Source organism: Devosia sp. P3_B2 (assembly GCF_056402875.1).
Genome location: NZ_JBFUGO010000009.1, coordinates 185,724 through 206,074 on the forward strand (window position 1 = coordinate 185,724; position 20,351 = coordinate 206,074).

Genomic DNA, 20,351 nt, shown 5'->3' on the forward strand with positions numbered 1-20,351 from the left:
AGGGACCATGCGAAGCATGGTGGAGGGGGCAGCCAGACTCACGATCTCACGCCATCCAGCCCGGCATTCAACTCCACCGCCAAACCCTCGATCCGCTCCGCCGATCCAGCCGCAAAGGCCGCCGGCATCCCATAATACCGGTGCGCCTCCAGCACCTCGTATCCCCCGAACGGATACTCGGCCGCCGGCGGAATATACCCAGGCACCCCATCGGCAAAGCTGTTGACGAAATGCACGCGCTTGCCGTCCCCGCGCACGTTCAGCGCCGATTGCGCGAACATCTCGCCCGGCATGAAGCTGAGCCGTACACCAGCCCAGTCCAGCACCGTCACCCGCCCGCTCCACGGCGAGGCAGGCTCCAACGCAATCGTTTGCGCCCAGTCGGCCCAGCAGTCGTAGAGCGTCGCCCAGGCGGGGTCCGATTCCCTCGCCTTAGCCCGCCATTCCGCCGCCAGCTGCGGGAGGGGCGCCGTCTCGTTGCGCACAAGATCGAGGCTCACCGTCCCGCTCGCCGCGTGAACCGGCCCGTCCAGCCGCATGAGCTTCGCCGCCGCGGCACTCTCGGCGATCCGCCGGCCTAGCCGCTCTGCTTCGGCATAGGTACGGTCCGGCGTCGGCGTTGTGCTGATCGAGGAATGCGGCGAATGCCCGGTGCTGATATCACCTGCACACCCGGTCATGAACACCGCTACGATACCCGGCTCGGCCACCTCCAGCGCCTCGCGCACATAGTGTGGAAAGTCGGCCGTGTACTGCCGGTTGTATGCGGCCAGCACCACTGGGTGGCACGCATGCGAGGTGAGAATGGCGATCGGCCGCCCATCCACCCCATCGATCCGCAGCACCGGCACCGCCGGATCGATCACCCCGCCTTCGTGCCGCCGGTTGAACGCAATCCCGGGATTGTCCCCAACCCCAGCCGAGAGGACAGCGGGCCGCTGCGCCGCGACGGCCCGGTCGATCGCCTCAACGCAGCCGTCCTCCAGCCGCGCCAGGTAGCCCGCATCGAAGTCCGTCCCGCCGCGACCAGCCATGCTGACCGGCCCGCCATGGGTATGCGTAGCGATCACCGAAACCCGGTCGTCCGGCAGCACGCAGCGTGACCGGATGCGCGCACAGCTGTCCTCGTGCAGGCCGATCACGTCGACCACCACGATGGCCGTGTCGCCGACCGCGATGGCCCGCGCCGTCAGCGGATCATGGCTGCCTGTCGCCGGCTCTGTCCGCGCGGCGTAGCCCGACATCATCAGCCCGGCAGGCGGCGTGATGTCGACGATCGCTGCACCGGCCAGCAACTGGGGCATATCCGTCATTTGTTTCTGCCCTGCGTGTGGTGGGATCGTCTGGCGATCGCCATTAATGCCAAAAACATACCACTTGTCGAGCGAGACCCTGCGAAAGTCGACGGGTTGAAGTCAGTTGGGCAAGGTGGGCAGGGAAGTAGCTTGCAGCTCTTGGGGTTGACCTTGCGGAGGTTACGAGAATCAGCTTGGTAAATGGTCTTTTATTGGTATTATACGACGATTATGGGACGCCAAGGGCTCGGCGCTGATCGATCAGCATTGGGTTGGTCCGGGACAGGCAATTGAGCAGCAACAGCAACGCCATTTTCAGCGCCGAAACCATCATCCTGCCGCAGGGCGGGCCGCTTTACCTGCAGCTGAAGCGCTGGATCGAGAACGCCGTCGCCCGTGGCGTCATCAAGCCCGGCGATGCGCTGCCATCCGAGCGCGATCTCGCCGCCAAGGTCGAGGTCTCCCGCGTCACCGTGCGGAAGGCCGTGCAGCACCTGGTGCGCGACGGCGTGCTGATCCAGCGCCACGGCTCGGGCACATTCGTCGCTCCGCAGCAGAGCCGTGTCGAGCAGTCGCTGAGCCAGCTCACCTCCTTCACCGAGGATATGGCGCGCCGCGGCATGGCCGTCCGCGCCATCTGGCTCGATCGCGGCATTTACGATCCATCGCCGGACGAAACCGTGATCCTCGGCCTGTCACCCGGCGAGCGCGTCGCCCGGGTCGCGCGCCTCCGCCTCTCCGGCGACATGCCGCTAGCAATCGAACGGGCGGCCCTCTCGTCGGAAACGCTGCCCGATCCCGGCATGGTCGGCTCGTCGCTCTATTCTCATCTCGACAAGACCGGCAACCGCCCGGTCCGAGCCATACAGCGCATCCGCGCCGCCAATCTCGAGGAAGCCGACGCGCGTCTCCTCGAAATCCCCGTGGGCGCCGCCGCGCTCCACATCGAGCGTATCGCCTACCTCCCCTCCGGAAAGGTTGTGGAACTCACGCGCTCGGTCTATCGCGGCGACACCTACGATTTCGTCGCCGAATTGAGAGTGGGGGAGTCCCCCCGCAAGTGAACCCGAAGCCGTGAGTGGAACCGTGACCAGACCCGACGCCAACGCCAGCTACATGCGCCAGGAAGTGGAGGAGACCCCGGCCGCCATCGCCCGTCTGCTCTCCGAGGGCAAAGCCGATTTCGCCGCCGCCGGCAAGGCCCTCCGCGCCGCCGACCCGACGGCCATCGTCACCATCGCCCGCGGTTCCTCCGACCACGCCTCGTCGTTCCTCAAGTACGCCATCGAGTTGCTCGCCGGCGTGCCGGTCGCTTCCGTCGGTCCCTCGATCATCTCGATCTACGGCCGCGAGTTGAAGCTCAAGGGCACAGCCGCCATCGCCATCTCCCAGTCGGGCAAGAGCCCAGACATCGTCGGCATGACTCAGTCGGCCAAGAGGAATGGCGCGCTCACCTTCGCGCTGACCAACACGCCGGATTCGCCACTGGCGCAGGCCTCCGACCAGACCATCGCGCTCCGCTCGGGTGAAGAGAAATCCGTCGCCGCCACCAAGACCTTCGTCGCCTCGGTCGTCGCCGGCCTCGGCCTCGTCGGAAACTGGTTGGAAGACAAGGCGCTGCTCGCGGCCCTGGAATCACTTCCTGAGGTACTCGAAGTGGCCGTCCACTGCGATTGGTCACCGCTGCTTGGCGCTCTCGACAAGCACCAGTCGCTCTATGTCCTGGGTCGCGGCCCGGCACTCGCCATCGCCAACGAGGCGGCGCTGAAGTTCAAGGAAACCTGTGGCATCCACGCCGAGGCATATAGCGCCGCCGAGGTCATCCACGGCCCGGCCCGCATCGTCGAGCACCACTTCCCGGTGCTGGCGCTCGCCGCCCGCGACGCCGCCGAAGCGTCTGTCGCCGAGGTCGCCGAGCGGCTGGCGGGGCAGGGCGCCCGCGTCTTCATCACCTCGGTCAACGCCCAAAGCGCCGAACGCCTCCCCTTCGCCGCCTCCGGCCACGCCATCACCGACGCCTTGGCCCTGATCGTCAGCTTCTATGGCTTCGTCGAGGCCCTAAGCCGCCGCCGCGGCTTCGACCCCGACCGCCCGCCGCACCTGAAGAAGGTGACGGAGACGATCTAGGTCCACGCCGAAGCAGGTGCTTTCGTCTCCCTCCCCCTTGCGGGGAGGGGACAGGGGTGGGGGCCACAGCCACCAGCCGTCGAGTTCGTAATGTCAGGAATCGCCCAATGACCACCAAACAAGCCTTCACCGGAGCCCGCATCTTCGACGGCGCCGAGTGGCACGACCACATGGCGCTGGTTGTCGCCGACGGCAAGGTCGAGGGCCTGATCGCCGCCGACTCGCCCACCGATGCCATCCGCGTCCCCGTCGATGGGGCCATGCTCGTCCCGGGCTTTCTCGACCTGCAGGTCAACGGCGCCGGCGGCGCGCTGCTCAACGATACGCCGACGCTCGATGCCATTCGCACCATCTGCGCAACCCTGACGCAGTTCGGTTGCACCGCGTGCCTGCCGACGCTGATCACCGACACTGTGCCCAAGAACGAAGCCGTCATCGCCGCCGGGACCACGGCGACCGAGCGGCACGTTCCCGGCTTCCTCGGCCTCCACCTCGAAGGCCCGCACCTGTCGGTGGCGCGCAAGGGCGCCCATGATCCCAACCTGATCCGCCCGATGGACGAGTCGGACCTGCAGCGGCTGCTCGCCGCCAAGCGTGCGCTCCCGACTCTCCTCATCACCGTCGCCGCCGAAACCGTTGGTCCGGAACAGATTTCCCGCCTCGCGGCAGCCGGCATCATCGTCAGCATCGGCCATTCCGACGCCAACTACGTGCAGGTCGCCGCCGCCGCAGCAGCCGGCGCGTCGATGGCTACACACCTGTTCAACGCCCAGAGCCAGATCGGCAACCGCGAGCCGGGCGTCGTCGGCGCTGTGCTCGACCTGCCGGGCCTCGATGCCGGCCTCATCGCCGACGGCATCCACGTCCACCCGACATCGATCGGCATCGCGCTCCGTTCAAAGCGCGGCCCGGGCCAGATCTTCCTCGTCTCGGACGCCATGTCGATCACCGGCACCGACTGGACTGAGTTCGAGCTCACCGGCCGCACCGTCTATCGCAAGGACGGCGCCCTCCGCCTCGCCGACGGCACCCTCGCCGGCGCCGACCTCGCGATGATCGACGCCATCCGCTACGTCCACCAGACCATCGGCGTCCCGCTCGACGAGACGTTGCGCATGGCGAGCCTCTACCCCGCCCGCGCCATCCACGCCGAATCCGACCGCGGCCATCTGACCAAGGGCGCTCGCGGCGACTTCGCTGTGCTGACCGACGACCTCAAAGTCCGCTCCACCTGGATCGCCGGTGAGAAGGTGTTCGGCGCGTAGCGAAACGAAACCGGCCGCCCAGTGGACGGCCGGTTCGCAGTCAGGTCGGGCGGCCACTAGAACGAGAAGTTCAGGCCGACCTTGAAGGTGTGCAGAGCGATATCCGAGTTCGTCAGGAGGTACTGAGTATCGGCCGGGATATCGAACCGCTGCTCGTCGGAGGTGAGCGACGTGTAGAGATACTCCGCCTTTACCGAGATGTTGTCGTCGAGCGCTACTTCGGCGCCAACACCAGCCGTCCAGCCCGTCGCCGTGATATCGGCGCTCACGTCGTCGCCTGGGCCATCGAGATTGGTAATCGCCATGCTGCCGCCCGCGAACGCGAAACCGGCGGTGCCGTAGAGCAGCACCTGGTCCACCGCCACGCCTGCGCGACCACGCAGCGTGCCGAGCCAGTCAAGCTGGGAACTCGGGACAGACGCGAAGGGCGCGTTCTGCGGGTCAATTTCAGCGCCCTCGCCTGCAATGTTTGCCCACGAGATGTCTCCTTCGACGCCCAGGACGAACATATCGAGCTGAACATTGGCGCCCGCTTGGACGCCCACGGTCCAGCCGCTGATATCGAAGCTGCCGTCAGTACCGAAAAGGAAGGCGTCGGTGCCGGCGTCGTAAAAGTCTCCAGTCCAGTCGACCGTGCCGGTGCCAAAGCCGAGCGAGCCGCCTACATAGGCGCCGCTCCAGTCGTGCGCCGCCGGCGCTACCGCCACGGGCTCATCGATCACGACCAGGTCGGCTGCGTGTGCGGCCCCCGCCAAGGCAAGCGTCGAAACGGCAACCAGTAGTGCGCTAGTAATTTTCATTGTTGTCCCCCTCAAATTGCTGAGGACAATATCGTCGACCACGACAAACACAGCAATATCGACGGATCAATTGTCACGGGCTGGTGCGTGACTGCCACACAGCGCAATAGTGCGTAGCAAGTGGCTCGCCGAAATCAATCACCTAGGCATCCGCCTATCACGTGACGGTGAAAGCCACACTGCTTCCGCACGCGACCGTCCACGCCCGCACATGCCAGCAACAGAAGTTCGCGAGCAGGCACTTCAACTCGGCCGCAATCCACACGAACGGCGGTTCACCTTCCGTTCATCGGCGTGGCTTACCCGCGGCCAATGTAAGGCATCGTCGTTGCCATCACCGTCATGAACTGCACATTCGCCTCGAGCGGCAGCCCGGCCATATAGAGAATCGCATCCACCACATGCTGCACGTCGAACGTCGGCTCCGGCTCCATCGTGCCGTTGGCCTGCAGCGATCCGGTGGTCATCCTGGCCGTCATGTCGGTGGCCGTATTGCCGATATCTATCTGCCCGCAAGCGATGCTAAAGGCCCGTCCGTCCAGCGAAATCGCCTTTGTCAGCCCGGTGATCGCATGCTTGGTGGCGCTGTAGGCCGCCGCCCCCGGTCGCGGCACATAGGCTGAGATCGAGCCGTTATTGATGATCCGCCCGCCCTGCGGCGTCTGGTCCCGCATCGCCCGGAACGCCTCCCGGGCCACATAGAACGCCCCGTTGAGGTTCACATCCACCATGCCCTGCCAGGTCCCGATGTCGGTATCCCCAAAACTCGCCTGTGGCGCGAACCGTCCGGCATTGTTGAACACCACATCGACGCGACCCAATTTCGCTTTGAGATCAGTGAAGTAGCGGTGCACCGCCGCCGGGTCAGTGACGTCGCAAGTGCCGCTATACCGGGCGCCGCTGAGCCGCGCTGTCTCGGCCAGCTCCACCTCGCGCCGCCCCAGAATCGCCACCCGATACCCGGCTTTCCCCAACCCGATCGCCGTCGCGCGCCCAATCCCCGACGTCGCGCCGGTCACCACCGCCACCTTGCCGTCTGTCATTTTAGTGTTACCCGCCCTTGTTTGCGCTCATATGGGCGACTACTTGCGGCATAGGCAAGGCAGCCATGTGCCGACACCCGCCCACCATCTAGACGGCCCCCAATGTCCTCACCGCGTCAGCCCTCGCCGAAAGGCGGGCAGAATCAGGCGATCTCGGATTTGCTGCAGAAGGGGCTGGCGCTGCACCAGTCCGGCCGCGCTGGCGAGGCTGCCAAGCTCTATGAGCAGGTACTGGCCCGCGACTCGAAGCAGCCGGCGGCCAACCACCTGCTGGGTCTGTTCCATCTTCAACAGGGACGCGCGGCCGACGCGGTGCAGCGGATTTCGCGCGCCGTAAAGGCCCGCCCCGATGACGCGCAGTATCTCGGTAACCTCGGCGTCGCGCTGAATGCTGCCGGCCGGAGCGCCGAGGCTGTCGATGTGCTGCAACGCGCCATTATGAAGAACATCGAGTTTGCCGAAGCCTTTTCCAATCTCGGCATGGCCTTCCGAAACCTCGGCCGGTTTGACGACGCGGTGACAGTCTATCGTCGCGCCGTCCGTCTGAAGCCGAACGAGGCCGGCTTCCATTTCAACCTCGCAAACTCGCTGCGCGACGCCGGCTATTTGTTCGACGCCGAATCCGCTTACCGCCGCGCTGTCCATCTGCGGCCGAACTACAGCGCCGCGATCAATGGCCTCGCCGTCATGCTGGATGGCCAAGGGCGGGCAAGCGAGGCTCTGAGCCTGGTCGAGGACGCGTTGCGCGTCCAGCCGAAGGACGCACAGCTCCACCTCCGGCGCGCCCGTGCCCTCTACCATCAGAACCGCCTCGAGGACGCCGTCGAGAGCTTCGACCAGACTATCTCCCTGAACCCGGCCTTCGGCGAGGCACACCTACATCGCTCATATGTCGTTCGTCACGAAACGCACGACGCTTCTGTAGACGCCATGCAGGCCCTCTTTCACGCCGACAGCGCTCCGGTTGAGGATCGCGTGTTTGCGGGGTTTGGCCTCGGCAAGGCACTCAGCGATCTGGGCGAGCACCACCAGGCCATCACCGTGTTCACCGAAGCCAACCGGATGAACCGGCAGAGCCTCACATTCTCGCTCGATCGGGCCATCGGCGACCTGAAGCGCGATGTCGATCGGTTCGACGGCGTGGCGGGTCCGCATAACAATGGCGGGTTTCGCGAAGCGATGCCGATCTTCGTCGTTGGCCTGCCGCGTGCCGGCAAGACCACGGTCGAGACGATTCTCTCTCGCCATCCGTCGGTGGCGGGAGCAGGGGAGCTGCCAACCATGACTCGGCTGGTGCGCGAGCTTCTGCTCCAGCAGCCCGACGTGGCGGTGGCTGATATCCCGCCCGACCGCTTCACCGAACTCGGGCGCGCCTACATGCGCGAGGCTCAGAGCCTCGTGCCGCCGGGGAAGACGGTGGTGGACACCATGCCGTCAAACTACCGCCACATCGGCTTCATCCGCCTCGCCATGCCGTATGCCCGGATCATCCGCTGCGTGCGGCCGCCCGCCGACCACAGCGTCGCGATCTTCGAAAAGCACCTGACCGGCAACGGGTATGAGTACTCGAGCGATATGGATGAACTCCAATCGTACCATGCTGCCTTCCGGGACATGATGGACAGGTGGCACGCGCGCTTCCCGGGCGGCATCTATGATATCGACCTGGGCAACCTGTCGCACGATCGCCAGGGCGAAATCCGCAAACTGCTGGAATTCTGCGGGCTTCCCTGGAATGACGCGTGCATGGCCGAGGCGCGTTCCGAGCCTCAATACCGCGACTGGTCCCGTGACCGCATCGCCGCCAATCGAGCCGAACACATGGCGGCGTGGCGCGAGGTTCGTCCGCAGCTCTGGGGTTGAGACCCTTTCGAACCTCTCCGCAACGGGCCTGGGGACTGCGCCCGGCGCCTCCGGTTCACAAGAGTTAAGGGTTGGTTTCCAAAGCTGTGCTGAATCTGCAACAGCCAGTCTGCAACCACCTTGGCGCTGCCCCAATTCAGCCATTCTGCGATTGCGCCTCCCAAACTCCTGCGTAGAGTGGGTAATGCGAATCCATGCATGGGATCGTTTGTCGGTCGCAAACGCGACGACAACACACACAAGAGTGTGGTCGCGTTTCGACAAACCGCCGGGCAACTGGCAAAAACGAATGACTGACTTTGGAGGTCAATAATGAAAATCAGGAGCCTTCTTCTGGGTTCTTTGGCGGTTGCGGGTCTCTCGACCGGCGGTGCCTACGCGGCCGATCTCGGCGTTCTGACGTCGCTTGACGTTTGCGACGCTCTGGGCCTGTCGGGTCTGACGATCTCGTCCGACACCAACTGCCTGCAGATCACCGGTGAAGTGAAGTACAAGTTCACCTGGGGTGACTACCGCCTCGGCTTCCCGGGCTACCGCGTCGACGTCGAGACGATGGCTGGCGACTTCAACCTGCCCGAGGGCAACGGCCTCAACGACTGGCAGTCGCGCTTTGACGCTTGGATCAAGTTTGTCGCGACCGCCGACTCCGACTTTGGTCCGGCCAAGGCCGTCCTGAAGCTCAAGGAAGTCGACCACGCTCGCGTGGACAACGAAGGCAGCGAATTCACCGGTAGCTCGGATACCGGTGGTGTGGTTCTCGACGAGGCTTATGTCTCGATCGGCGACTCGACCGTGATCATGGCCGGCAAGAAGGGCTCGATCATGAAGAAGGGCGACGACGAGCCGCTGAACTGGCTTGGCCTGTTCAATTCTGAGAAGGTCGACCTTGGTGTCAACTGGAAGTCCGACGGCGATCTGAACGACGGTGCGGTTCTTCCGGATGGCGGCCACGTCATTCAGGTTGTCTCCGATCTCGGCAACGGCTTCTCCGTTGGTGCGGGTCTCGAGAAGCTCGACTATGATAGCTCTGTCGCAGATCACGAAGGCACTGCTGTTGGCGTTGTCTCCTACGCTGGTGAGGGCATCTCGGCTCACTTGACCGTTGCTGCTGCTGGCGTGCTCGACGGCGACATCGAAGCTTGGGGTGCACATGCCGGCTTTGCTGGCACGTTCGACAACTTCAAGGTTGTTCTCGCCGGCGCCTACGGTCACGACGACTACGCTACCAACGAAGACTACTGGAACGTTCTGGCGTCGGCTTCGGCGACGTTCGACATGTTCACCATCGCGGCCTCGTTCGAAGCCGTCGATAACGGCGTCAACACGGACTACGGTGCGGGCGCCTCGCTCAGCGCTGCTGTCACCGATGGCGTGACCCTGAACCTCGGCGCTCGCTGGTACCACGAAGACGCGACCGGCGACGACAACTACCAGGTTGCAGCTTCTGTCGCTGCCGCCGTCACCGAGACGATCACGCTTACCGGCGAAGTCGGCTACCTGAACGACGACACGAGCGATGGCCCGGTGGACGATCTGTTCTACGGTTCGGCCAAGCTGGCTTGGGCTCCGGGCGGTGGTTACACCTCCTCGATCAAGGGCACCGTCACTTCGGAAGACGGCTACAAGATCGAGTCCGAGTTCAAGAAGACCTTCGAGTAAGCCTTACGGCCCAATCGGAATGGAAAGGCCCGGCGTCAGCCGGGCCTTTCTGCTTTTTGAGACGTTCACAATGTGGTCAGCCCCCGTTCATCTGGCCTCAATTATCCGTTCATCTGAGCATTCTGAAATCGTCAGTGGCGTTGTCGCACTTCTCCGATTCACTGATTGACGCTATGGCTCATCGTCGGCATGGCGCCGGCGCTATTCTTCTTCCGGGGGCGGCATGAGCGGCATCTTTCTGCGCTGGGGTGTTCCAGCTTTCGTCACGGTGATCGGCGGCACGGTCGCCGCCATCGCGACGAGCGGCAGCGCCATCCCGCCGGATCTCGCCACCCGTACCGCAGCTGTCATCGCCGCGCCCGAATACGACTGGGCCAAGCTCAGTTTCGACATGCGCGATGCGACGGTCGCCGGCACGGCGACCACCCAGGCTATGATAGATGAGGTGGTCACGAGGGTCGCGGCCGTGCATGGTGTCCGCGCAGTCACCTCGAATGTTGTTTTGGCTGAGTATGTTAGCCCATTTCCCTTCATCGCCACGGTAGAAGGCGGCACGATTACCCTGTCCGGCGGTTTGCCCGACGAAGAGGCGCGCGCCGAACTCCTGGCTGCAGCGGGAGAGGGTGCTCGCGACAAGACCCGGCTTATGTCGGGAGCGCCCAATCGTGCGAGTTGGATCGTCGCGGTCGACTACGCTCTGGGCTATGCCACGCAGCTCGACGAAGGCGAGGTGGCGCTGGCCGACCTCGATCTTACGATTACTGGACGTGCGAAGTCTGGCGAAGCCTACGACGCGCTCATGAAAGTTGGCGCGAAGGCGGCGCCGCCCGCCGTGAACGTGTCGTTCCGCGATGTACAGCCGGCACTGCAGTCGCCATTCGAGTGGCGCGCGGAATATGACGGGCGGCGCGTCACCCTGTCGGGTGCCACGCCCAGCGAGCAGCTCGTTGCGGAGCTCGAGGCGCTTGTTCCGTCGGGTACGGGGGTCTCAACCAGCCTCGTCCTGGCCTCCGGGGCGCCGGCCGAGTTCGCGCCATCGGCGAAGGTGCTGTTGGAGAATCTGCTGAAGCTGGAGAGTGGTAGCGCCACAATCTCCGATACCACGTCAACCCTTTCGGGCTCCCCAGCGGACCCCGCTACGGCGGAGGCGGTGCGTGTGGCCATGACCCCGTCGGGCGCCACGGTCAACCTGGGGCCGCCGCATGTCGGGGAGTATTGGCTCAGCGCCGAGCGCGGCGCCGGTGGCATCGTGCTGGACGGGTTTGTCCCGGACGCCGCCATGCGTGACCGGCTCGAGGCGCTGGACGGCATCGATGCGGCTGGCCTCGAGCTCGGACGGGGAGCACCCGAGCGGTTCGAGTCCGGCGTCGATTTCGTCATCAATGCGCTTCGGCAAATGAGCGAGGGTCATGCCGCGATCCAGGGCACGATCATCACGCTCGAAGGCCGGGCGGCGACCGTGGCGGATTTCACGGCGATCGAAACCACGCTCGAGCTCGGAGCGCCGCAAGGCCTGATCCTGGCCACCGCGACCGTCAAGCCGCCGCTCGCAACGCCCTTCACGTTTGCGGCCGAGAAGTCGGCCGATGGCCAGCTATCCCTGACAGGCTATGTCCCGAGCACGGCAGTTCGCAAGGTGCTGCTCGACAAGTTGCCCGCGGCGAAAGATGCGACGATCATCGCCGACGGCAACCCCGCCGATTTCGAGGCGGCGGCGCTCAAGGCGCTCAGCGTCCTGCCGCTGCTCGATAGCGGCAAGGTCAGCTACGACGGGGCAAGCTGGAGCCTGACCGGCGCAGTGGATACGCCGCAGAAGGCCTTCGCGGCTGAGTCGGCCTTTGCCGACACCGGACTGCGCGCCGCAGGCTGGACCTACACCGTCAACCTGCCAGGGGCCGCGGATGTTGCCGCGCTTCCGGTTGTGGATCCTTATGTCTGGCGTGCCCAGAAGTCGGCCAACGGCAGCATCACATTTGCAGGCTTCGTGCCGACCGAACAACTGAAGCGCTACCTCGCCGGCCACGCCGGCACGAGCGTCGTCGATGGGACCGCGCTTGGGGCCGGCGCGCCGGAAGGTTTCATTCCCGCCGCGATAGGCGGGCTCGATGCCTTGCTGGCGATGGACGAGGGGACTTTCTCACTTTCCGCCGGCAACTGGTCGCTGACCGGCAAAGTGCCGACCACCGCCGACCGCCACGGCGTCGAGAAGTCGCTTCGTGGCGCGGCAGATACTTCTGCTTGGCATGTGGCAATCCAGGCCGCGGATGCGGCTCCCGTTGTCGCGCCGTTTGTCTGGTCGGCGGTCAAGGCAGCCGACGGCAGCTTCACCCTGTCCGGCTATGTGCCAACCGAGCAGCTGCGCAGCTTCGCGACGGTGCGCGCGGGCAAGGTCAGCAAGGACACCACGCTGGTCGGTTCGGGCGAGCCGGAAGGGTTCATCGCCGACGCATTGGCGGGGCTCGACGCGTTGCTGAGCCTCGAAAGCGGCGAGGTCAAATACGACGGGAGCACGTGGTCGATTTCGGGCCAACCGGTGACGACTGCTGCCCTTGATGCTGCCAAGGCTGCCCTGGCGACGACCTCGAACGGTGGTGCCGGATGGAAGCAGGCGTTTGCCGAGCCGACCCAGCCCGCTTTGCCCGAGCCCGAGCCCGCCGTGGCCGAGCCGGTGCCTGCGGTCGCTGAGACGCCTGCTGAGGCCGAGCAGTCCGCGGAACCCGAGGTCGCGGTAGAGCCGGTGCCCGAGGCCGAAATTGCAGCGGCTCCCGCTGAGCAAGCGCCCGCAGCAGAGCCGGAGCCCGAAGCGGCGCCGGCGGAGACCGACGTCGCCGCAGCCGAGCCAGTTCCGGCCACGCCCGAGGTTGCGCCGACGGTTCGCAACTTCGTATTCGACGCCAAGAAGCCGCTCGGCGGGCCGATCACCTTCACCGGATCCGTGCCGGCCGAGCCGATGCGCCGGCACCTTGCGGTGATCACCGGTGGGGAGCCGTCTGAGGCTCTCACTATCGGTAGCGGCTTGCCCGCCGATTTCGTCGGCAGCGCCGATGCCGGCAGCCGCGCACTGGCGCTGCTCGCAGACGGCGAGTTCGGGCTGGACGGTGATAAGTGGGTGTTCGCAGGACGCGCCGAGACTGAAGCGGACCGGCAGGCTGCTCTCAGTGCCCTGGCTGCCGTGCCGACGCTGGACCAGTGGGAGACCAACGTGACGCTGCTACCGGCGCTCGCCGTCTGCCAGGAAAAGGTCGGAGCGTTTGCCGCTCGCAACGCCATCCTGTTCCAGTCGGGCAGCGCCCGGATCGCCGATCAATCGCTGCCGGCTGTCGATGAGCTGGCGGGCTATCTGGCCATCTGCCCGAAGGCGACCGTGAACGTCGAAGGACACACTGACGCCGACGGCGATGACGAGGCGAACCTGGCGCTCTCCGTCTCGCGCGCCGAGGCAGTGGTCGATGCGCTGATCCTGCGCGGTATTGGCCCCGAGCGCTTGTATGCCATCGGCTATGGCGAGAGCCTGCCGATTGCCAGCAATGAGACGCGCGCCGGCAAGCAGGCCAACCGCCGCATCGCCTTCACTCTCGCTGACGAGTAACGACCGCACGATGACCCTCGATTCGCTGATCTATCTGCTCGAAGTGTATTGGCCGTTCGTCCTCGGGGCGGGGGCGATCGGCCTGGGTACCGGCTGGCTGTCTGTCGGCGGACGGAAGGGCTGAGCTGCATGCTGAATCCGGCCCACATCCTTGAAATCGCGTTGCTTCTGCTGGTCGCCTTCCTGCTCGGCGCCAGCATCGGCTCCGTTGCGCGGTTGGCTGTTCTGCGGCTGACCCACCCCAAGGTGGCAGTGCCATCGCCGGTGGTGGGCGTCGCCCCCGTCGAGGCGGCGGCACCCGCACTGGTCGCTACTCCCGTGATCGAGCCGATGTCGAAGCCAGCAGCCCCGGCCGCACCAGCTGACACCCCGGCGGTCGATTTCACCGAGGCGTTGCTGGCCTTGGCCGGAGACAAACCCGGTAGCGCGGCCCCTCTGCGGGCGATCAGGATGCCGACGCTCGCACCGTTGCCCGGCTCCGAGGCTGCCAAGCCGGTAGCAGAGATGGCGCCGGCGCGTGCCGCTGGCGCCACGACGTCCGGACGTCTGATTGCGCATCCGCACGTGGCGGCTGAGCCTGCGCGCACGGAGACAGCCAGCGGTGCCGGGGCGGACGTGATCCCGTTCCCGGTTGAGAAGCAGGTCGGCGAGAAGGCAGAAGAGCCGTCCGCTTCGGTGGCTGCGGAGCCGGAGCCTCAAGTCGAAGCTCCGGTCGAGCAGGTCCATGCCGTCGCGGAACCGGAGGTGGTGGTCGCCCAAGATACTACCGATGCCGCTGAGATTCCGGACACGCAAGCACAAGCCGTCGTCGCGGCGATCCCGGAGACTACGGCGGAGCCAGCACCTGCGGTTGTTGCGCCGATTGCCGCCGAGCCGTCCGAGCCCGAGCCGGTGGCTGCTGCGCCCATTTCCGTTGAACAACCAGTCCCTGAGCCTGCCGCGCCGGATGCCGCCGCGGAGGATGATGAGGCGGCGGCTATGCGGGCTATCGAGGGCAACTGGTCGCCACGTCGGAGCACCGCCGGCAGGGCACGCAAAGCCGCGCTTCCGGAAACGTCCGGCGATGAAGCGGTTGCTGCATCCGGCGTTGCCGTTGACGCAGCCACTCAGGCGGTAAGCGCGGCGATCATATCCGAGCCGGAAGAGATGCCGGGCAAGCCAATCGGCCTCGCCGCTCCCCGGCACGGCGTGAAGGACGATTTGACTCATGTCATCGGTATCCTGCCGATCATCGAGACGGCGCTGAATCGGCTGGGGCTGTACCACTTCGATCAGGTGGCGGAGTTGACCGATGAGAACGCCGGCTGGATCGAGGTGCATCTTGGCATTGCCGGGCGGATAGGCCGCGAGCACTGGCGCGAGCAGTCACGGGAGCTTGCGGTGGCCGCAGCCACCTCAAAGAAAGCAGCAGGGCGGTAGGTTCAGGCCGCCTTGGCTCGCCGCTTGACCAGCCGGCGCACGAATTCGGCGATCGGCCCGACATCTTCGGGCGTGTTGAGCAGGGCAGGGGATCCCGACCCCTCAATCACATAGCCCTCGGCATCACGGCGGCGGCGCAGCATTTCTTCGAACGTTTCACGCCGCACCTGCTCCGTCAGCTGCGTGCGCATCAGCATCAGCGGCGCACTTCCCAGGGCATCGTAGAGCTTCCACTGCGGCACGAGGATATCGTCGTGCTCGAACGCCTCGAGCAGGCCCATCAGGTGCGGATCGAAGAGCGCGTGGACCCGGTTGCGCTTGTCGAGATAGTGGGTCCGAGCCGCCAGCACATCCAGCAGCCCTTCCGTAGCCGCCGGGTAGTCTGGCGCCAGCATGCGGCGAGACATGGCGCGGAAACCCGCCTCGGAGCGGTTGCCCTGCAAATCCTTGAGGTTGTTGCGCAGTCGAACCAGGCCGCGCGGATCGGAGACCGGGCCGGCGTCGATCAGCACGGCGCCTGCGACCAGGTTGGGGCGCTCCGCAGCGAGCGCCATCACCACCTGGCCGCCATAGCCCTGGCCGACATAGATGCCTCCGTCGACGGCGAGGGCAGCCATGACCTGGATCAGATCGAGCGCATCGACGGTCGAGATGTAACGCGACTTGTCCGTGCGATCGCTGGAGCGGCCGCGCCCCTTGAGGTCGACCAAGACCACCGGCCAGTCGTCGCCGAATACGCGGTGGAAATGGTTCGCGAAATCGCCGAAGTCCGTCATGTTGCGCTGGTAGCCGGGCACGCAGACCAGCGGGATGCGTCCCGTCGCGAGGCGACCCGAGACGTGCACCGCCATCAGCTCATCGGCCGGCCCGACCGCGTAGCGTGTCACCGGCAGGGTCGCGAAGCTGCGGTAGTCTTCGGGCGTGGTGCGCGGGCGGGAGAACATCATCGACAGAGAGATAGCAGACTTTCGAGGCACCCCAAGCAGGGTCGTGAGCTCTTCCACGTCTTGCTGTGGCTAGCCTGGGATCTTCCGGAGCGCGCTATCGATGCCGAGGTCGTCCTTGCCCAATCGGGCGCGGTAGACCAGGTAGTTGCCGAGCACCCGCTGCACGTATTTGCGGGTTTCCTGCACCGGGATCAGTTCCACCCAGACTACCGGGTCGATGGCATCCGACCGCGGGTCACCGAAGGTGGCGATCCACTTACGGGCATTGCCGGCGCCAGCGTTGTAGGCGGCCGCGGCGAGGAGAAGCGAGCCATCGAAGCGCTCGAGCTGCGCCTTGAGATAGGTCGAGCCGAGCAGGGCATTGTATTCGCCGTCGCTGGTGAGGCGGCTCGCTGAGTATTTGACCCCCAGCTTGCCTGCGGTTTCCTTGGCGGTAGCGGGCATCAGCTGCATAAGGCCGCGGGCGCCAGCTGACGATATGGCGTCGACCTGGAAGCGGCTTTCCTGGCGGGTGATCGCGTAGATGGCGGCATGGTCTATCGAGGCGAGCTTGGTGCTGGGCAGGCCGTCCTTGGGGAAGTTGAATAGGTCCAGCGGCGTGCCGCGGCGTTCGGCAGCGTCCGCGATGGCGATGGCCACGTGATGCGAGCCGAGTGCCTGCGCCAGGCGGGCGGCGAGCAGCATGCTGGCGCCGTCCTCGAGACCGGGGGCAAAGCTGTCGAGTAGCGGGATCGCCATGTCCTTGTGGCCGTTATCGGCAAGGAGGCGGACCGCGCGCACCAGCTCGCGGCTCTCGAAGCCGGCCTCGGCTTCCTTCCAGGCTGGCATGTCGCGGATCTCGACGGGCTTGAGGCCGAGCGCGGAGCGGGCCAGCTGGCCGTAGTAGATGGTGCCGTACGCGGCGGCTCTGCCGTAGGCGGTCTTGGCCCCTTTGTCGTCGCCGAGCGCCGTCAGGGCACGGCCCAGCCAGTAGTTGGCCTGGGTGACGGAGTCGGGCAGGGTCGCATTTTCGGCCATCGCTGCGAAGTGCGGGGCGGCGGCCTTGGCGTCCCGGAGGAACGACAGGGCGATCCAGCCGGCATGGAAATGCGCTTCCACCAGCCGGCCGTCCGGACCTTCGCGATATCCGTCGGCGGCGCGATAGGCCCGCTTCACTTCGCCCAGCGCCAGCAGCTGGCGGCTCAGGGTGCGGCGTTCGTACCAGAATTCCTCGGAATCGGGTGGGACCCCCTTGGCCTTGTCGAGCCACTTGATGGCGTCGTCCCACAGTTCGAACTGCCGGGCGCGCTGGGCGCGGCTGAACAGGTAGACCGGGTTCGAGTGCATCGACGGATCGACCGCGTCGAGCAGCTTCTTGGCGGTCTTGGCGTTGCGGGAAACGGCGTTGCGGGCGAGGGCCAGCGACTTCTGCGCCGGGGTCATGAACTTGAGCAGGCGTTCGACGCCGGTGGCGCGGTCGTGCATCATCAGGTGGACGGCACGGGCCCAGTGCGCATCGCGATCGATGAGGCTGCCGAGCTTGTCGAGCACCCGGGCCTCGGTGGCCTTGTCGAGGAAGTTCTCGGTCCAGATAGCGCGGGCGATGCGCGCCGCGCGGTCCTTCTGGCCATCGGCGACATAAGCCTGGGCAAGAGCGATCTGCGCGGACAGCGTGGTGGGCATGGCGCCGCCGAGTTGCTTGATCAGCGTTGCGCTATCGGCCTTTTCCCTGATCAGCGCCTGCTCGAGACGGGTCTTGAACACGGGGGCGGTGGCGAAATCCGGTGCGTCGGCAATGAAGCTCTGAACTGCGGCGGCGGGAACATCGCCTTCGCCGTTATAGATCGCGGCCCACTGGATGGCGTGACGCTCGGCCGTGTTGGTGAAGCTGCGGGCGAGCTCATAGGCGTCGGCATGCTTGCCGTCGGCGAGGAGTTCGAGGGCCTGCTTGAACGGGGTCGAGCTGTCGGTGGTGGCGGCGGGCAGCTTGGCTTCGATCGAGCCGGTGGTGACGGGGTCGAGCAGCGACGCTTCAACGGCGGGCTGCAGGGCATGGCGCGCAACCGGCACGACGACGTCGGCGGTGGGCTTGTCATTGGCGCGTGACAACAGGATCGGCAGCAATGCAGCGCCGATCACGCCTACGGCGAGAATACCTGCGGCGGCTAGGCGACGAGCGCCCCGCGCAACGACCATGGTAACCGTCCTGTTGGTCCTCGGTACACGTCCAACAAGGTGCCCCCACCCTTGCAGCAGCCATAGGTTCGCACGGTGCCCGTGAACTTTTGGTTAGCCACTCGGTCCTTGTGGGTGTGCGTCGCGCCCTCTGTCGACAGCTTGCTTGTCGCGCCGCACGAGAAAAACTATGGTGCGCGACTGTGGCTCCCCGATGATCGGGATGTGGCCACATTCTGGCCAGCGATGTAGTCGATTGGCCGTTCATCACAGCCGCGACCGCCAGGGGCGGCGCCCATACCGACGAGGAATTGCCTGAAATGTTGCGAGGCTCGATCACAGCGCTCATCACTCCGTTCGCGAACGGGGCGCTGGACGAGAAAGCCTTCAGCCATTTCGTCGACTGGCAAATCAACGAGGGTTCGCACGGCCTTGTGCCGGTCGGCACCACCGGCGAGAGCCCGACCGTGAGTCACGAGGAGCACCGCCGGGTCATCGAAATCTGCGTCGAGGTGACGGCCAAGCGCGTTCCGGTGATCGCCGGGGCTGGCTCGAACTCGACGGCGGAGGCAGTGTCGCTCGCCCGCTTTGCCGAGGAAGTCGGCGCCGATGCGGTGCTCTCGGTCGTGCCGTACTACAACAAGCCGACCCAGGAGGGGATGTTCCAGCACTTCTCCGCCGTGGCTTCGGCGACCTCGCTGCCGATCGTTCTCTACTCCGTCCCCGGCCGGACCGTGGTCGACCTGAGCGTCGACACCATCGTCCGCCTGCGCGAAGCTCATCCCAACATCATCGGGGTGAAGGACGCCACGGCGAACATGGAACGCGCCAGCATGCAGCGAATGCGGCTCGGCGCCGACTTCATCCTGCTCTCGGGCGAGGACATGACGGCGCTCGGCTTTAACGCGCATGGTGGGCACGGCTGCATTTCGGTGACCTCGAACGTGGCGCCGCGGCTCAGCGCGCTGTTCCAGAATGCCTGCCAGCAGGGCAACTTCGCCGAGGCGCTGGCGCTGCAGGATAAGCTGGTGCCGCTGCATCGCGCGCTGTTCCTCGAGAACAATCCCGGCGGCGTGAAGTACGCGGCCTTCAAGCTCGGGCTCTGCCAGAACGAGTTCCGCCTGCCAGTGGTGCCGGTGTCGAGGGACAACGAGAAGGCGATCGATCTCGCCTTGTCGCATGCGGGGTTGCTCCCCAACTAACTCCCTATGGCAAAGACACCCAACAAACCGGCGATGATCGTCACCGGCCCGATCGCGGAGAACCGCAGGGCCCGGTATGACTATGAGATCACCGACACGCTCGAGGCCGGTATCGTCCTGACCGGCACCGAGGTGAAGTCGCTGCGCATCGGCAAGGCCCAGATCACCGAGGCCTACGCCTCGCCGGAGCGCGGTGAGTTGTGGCTGATCAACGCGCATATCCCGGAATACCTGCAGGCCAACCGCTTCAACCATGAGGAGAAGCGGCCGCGGAAACTGCTGGTGAAGAAGAAGGACCTGGCCCGACTGAGCCAGGACGTCGAGCGTGCCGGCAACACCATCGTGCCAATGAAGCTCTACTTTAACGAGCAGGGCCGGGCGAAGCTGCTGATCGGCGTCGGCAAGGGCAAGAAGAGCTTCGACAAGCGCGAGACCGAGCGCAATCGGGATTGGAACCGCGATAAGTCGCGCATCATGAAAGAGGGCGGGCGCGGGTAGAAGACGGGCGGGCGCCTGGGCATAAGCCCCACCTTCACCGGCCGTCATCCCGGCGAAAGCCGGGACCCAGTGTACAGCACGTTCCAATTGCTCGGAACTCGCCGACCTTGCCACCTCGCCGCGAAAGACCGGCGCGGCCCGTACCAACCCAGCCGTCTGAGCAGTGGGTCCCGGCTTTCGCCGGGATGACGGCTGGTGCGGTAGAGTGACTGAGGCACACTGATGCATCCGACAGCCCCAGGGGCTTCGGAGTTTTCAAAGAGCCGTTCCCGGTGGGGAACGAAGCGGGACCGGCGAGGCGTTTGCCCCGTAGCGGTAGTCCGCAGATGAAAGAGGCTCATGCCTCGCCGGCCGGCCGGGGTTTTGGGCCTATGCCACCAGTGCCGGGGCGCATCCCCTGCCGCATCGCGGGAACGATGGCAGCTCGGTCGGCGGCCGGAATGCCAGCACCGCGTTTCCTTGCTCCCGCCCGGCTCATGCGTGCCAGGCT

Annotated in this window: 14 protein-coding genes; 9 read left to right on the forward strand and 5 right to left on the reverse strand. The window is 65.7% G+C overall.

The window, feature by feature from the left end:
• Nucleotides 1-38: 38 nt before the first annotated feature.
• Entirely contained in the window at nt 39-1,313 is a 1,275-nt protein-coding gene (locus AC1DV8_RS14810) for a neutral/alkaline non-lysosomal ceramidase N-terminal domain-containing protein (protein WP_477157987.1), read from the reverse strand.
• A 272-nt stretch (nt 1,314-1,585) separates the two neighbouring features.
• Between AC1DV8_RS14810 and AC1DV8_RS14815 the strand changes: the two genes are divergently transcribed.
• The 3 genes from AC1DV8_RS14815 to nagA all read left to right on the forward strand — a co-directional run bounded on the left by AC1DV8_RS14815 (nt 1,586) and on the right by nagA (nt 4,687).
• A complete protein-coding gene (locus tag AC1DV8_RS14815) occupies nt 1,586-2,359 on the forward strand; it encodes a GntR family transcriptional regulator (protein ID WP_477151224.1) in 774 nt (257 codons plus the stop codon).
• Nucleotides 2,360-2,411: 52 nt separating this feature from the next.
• Entirely contained in the window at nt 2,412-3,422 is a 1,011-nt protein-coding gene (locus AC1DV8_RS14820; RefSeq protein WP_477158003.1) for an SIS domain-containing protein, read from the forward strand.
• Between the two features lie 107 nt (nt 3,423-3,529).
• Entirely contained in the window at nt 3,530-4,687 is a 1,158-nt protein-coding gene (nagA, locus tag AC1DV8_RS14825; protein WP_477157988.1) for an N-acetylglucosamine-6-phosphate deacetylase, read from the forward strand.
• Between the two features lie 56 nt (nt 4,688-4,743).
• Here nagA and AC1DV8_RS14830 read toward each other — a convergent pair whose 3' ends face one another.
• Both AC1DV8_RS14830 and AC1DV8_RS14835 read right to left on the reverse strand, forming a co-directional pair.
• Nucleotides 4,744-5,487 carry an outer membrane protein gene (locus AC1DV8_RS14830; RefSeq protein WP_477157989.1) on the reverse strand — a complete coding sequence of 248 codons (744 nt, stop codon included), beginning with the start codon at nt 5,485-5,487 and terminating at the stop codon, nt 4,744-4,746.
• A 299-nt stretch (nt 5,488-5,786) separates the two neighbouring features.
• Nucleotides 5,787-6,530 (reverse strand): SDR family oxidoreductase, encoded by a 744-nt coding sequence (locus AC1DV8_RS14835; RefSeq protein WP_477151221.1) that lies wholly within the window; start codon nt 6,528-6,530, stop codon nt 5,787-5,789.
• 102 nt (nt 6,531-6,632) lie between these two features.
• Here AC1DV8_RS14835 and AC1DV8_RS14840 point away from each other — a divergent pair, with 102 nt between their 5' ends.
• The 4 genes from AC1DV8_RS14840 (at nt 6,633) to AC1DV8_RS14855 (ending at nt 15,060) form a co-directional block, all read left to right on the forward strand.
• A complete protein-coding gene (locus AC1DV8_RS14840) occupies nt 6,633-8,393 on the forward strand; it encodes a tetratricopeptide repeat protein (RefSeq protein ID WP_477157990.1) in 1,761 nt (586 codons plus the stop codon).
• A 312-nt stretch (nt 8,394-8,705) separates the two neighbouring features.
• On the forward strand, nt 8,706-10,052 hold the full coding sequence (locus tag AC1DV8_RS14845; protein ID WP_477157991.1) for a porin family protein: 1,347 nt from the start codon (nt 8,706-8,708) through the stop codon (nt 10,050-10,052).
• Nucleotides 10,053-10,275: 223 nt separating this feature from the next.
• Nucleotides 10,276-13,641, forward strand: coding sequence for an OmpA family protein (locus tag AC1DV8_RS14850; RefSeq protein WP_477157992.1), 3,366 nt, complete (start codon nt 10,276-10,278; stop codon nt 13,639-13,641).
• Between the two features lie 129 nt (nt 13,642-13,770).
• Nucleotides 13,771-15,060, forward strand: coding sequence for a hypothetical protein (locus AC1DV8_RS14855; protein WP_477157993.1), 1,290 nt, complete (start codon nt 13,771-13,773; stop codon nt 15,058-15,060).
• A gap of 2 nt (nt 15,061-15,062) precedes the next feature.
• Here AC1DV8_RS14855 and AC1DV8_RS14860 read toward each other — a convergent pair whose 3' ends face one another.
• Together AC1DV8_RS14860 and AC1DV8_RS14865 are read right to left on the reverse strand one after the other, a co-directional pair.
• Entirely contained in the window at nt 15,063-16,064 is a 1,002-nt protein-coding gene (locus AC1DV8_RS14860) for an alpha/beta fold hydrolase (RefSeq protein ID WP_477157994.1), read from the reverse strand.
• A 12-nt stretch (nt 16,065-16,076) separates the two neighbouring features.
• Complete coding sequence (locus AC1DV8_RS14865) at nt 16,077-18,182, reverse strand: lytic transglycosylase domain-containing protein (RefSeq protein WP_477157995.1); 2,106 nt, start codon at nt 18,180-18,182, stop codon at nt 16,077-16,079.
• 299 nt (nt 18,183-18,481) lie between these two features.
• On the opposite strand from AC1DV8_RS14865, the gene dapA reads away from it, so the two are divergent.
• Both dapA and smpB read left to right on the forward strand, forming a co-directional pair.
• Nucleotides 18,482-19,363 carry a 4-hydroxy-tetrahydrodipicolinate synthase gene (dapA, locus tag AC1DV8_RS14870; protein WP_477151214.1) on the forward strand — a complete coding sequence of 294 codons (882 nt, stop codon included), beginning with the start codon at nt 18,482-18,484 and terminating at the stop codon, nt 19,361-19,363.
• 33 nt (nt 19,364-19,396) lie between these two features.
• A complete protein-coding gene (gene smpB, locus AC1DV8_RS14875; protein ID WP_477151375.1) occupies nt 19,397-19,861 on the forward strand; it encodes an SsrA-binding protein SmpB in 465 nt (154 codons plus the stop codon).
• Nucleotides 19,862-20,351: the final 490 nt, after the last annotated feature.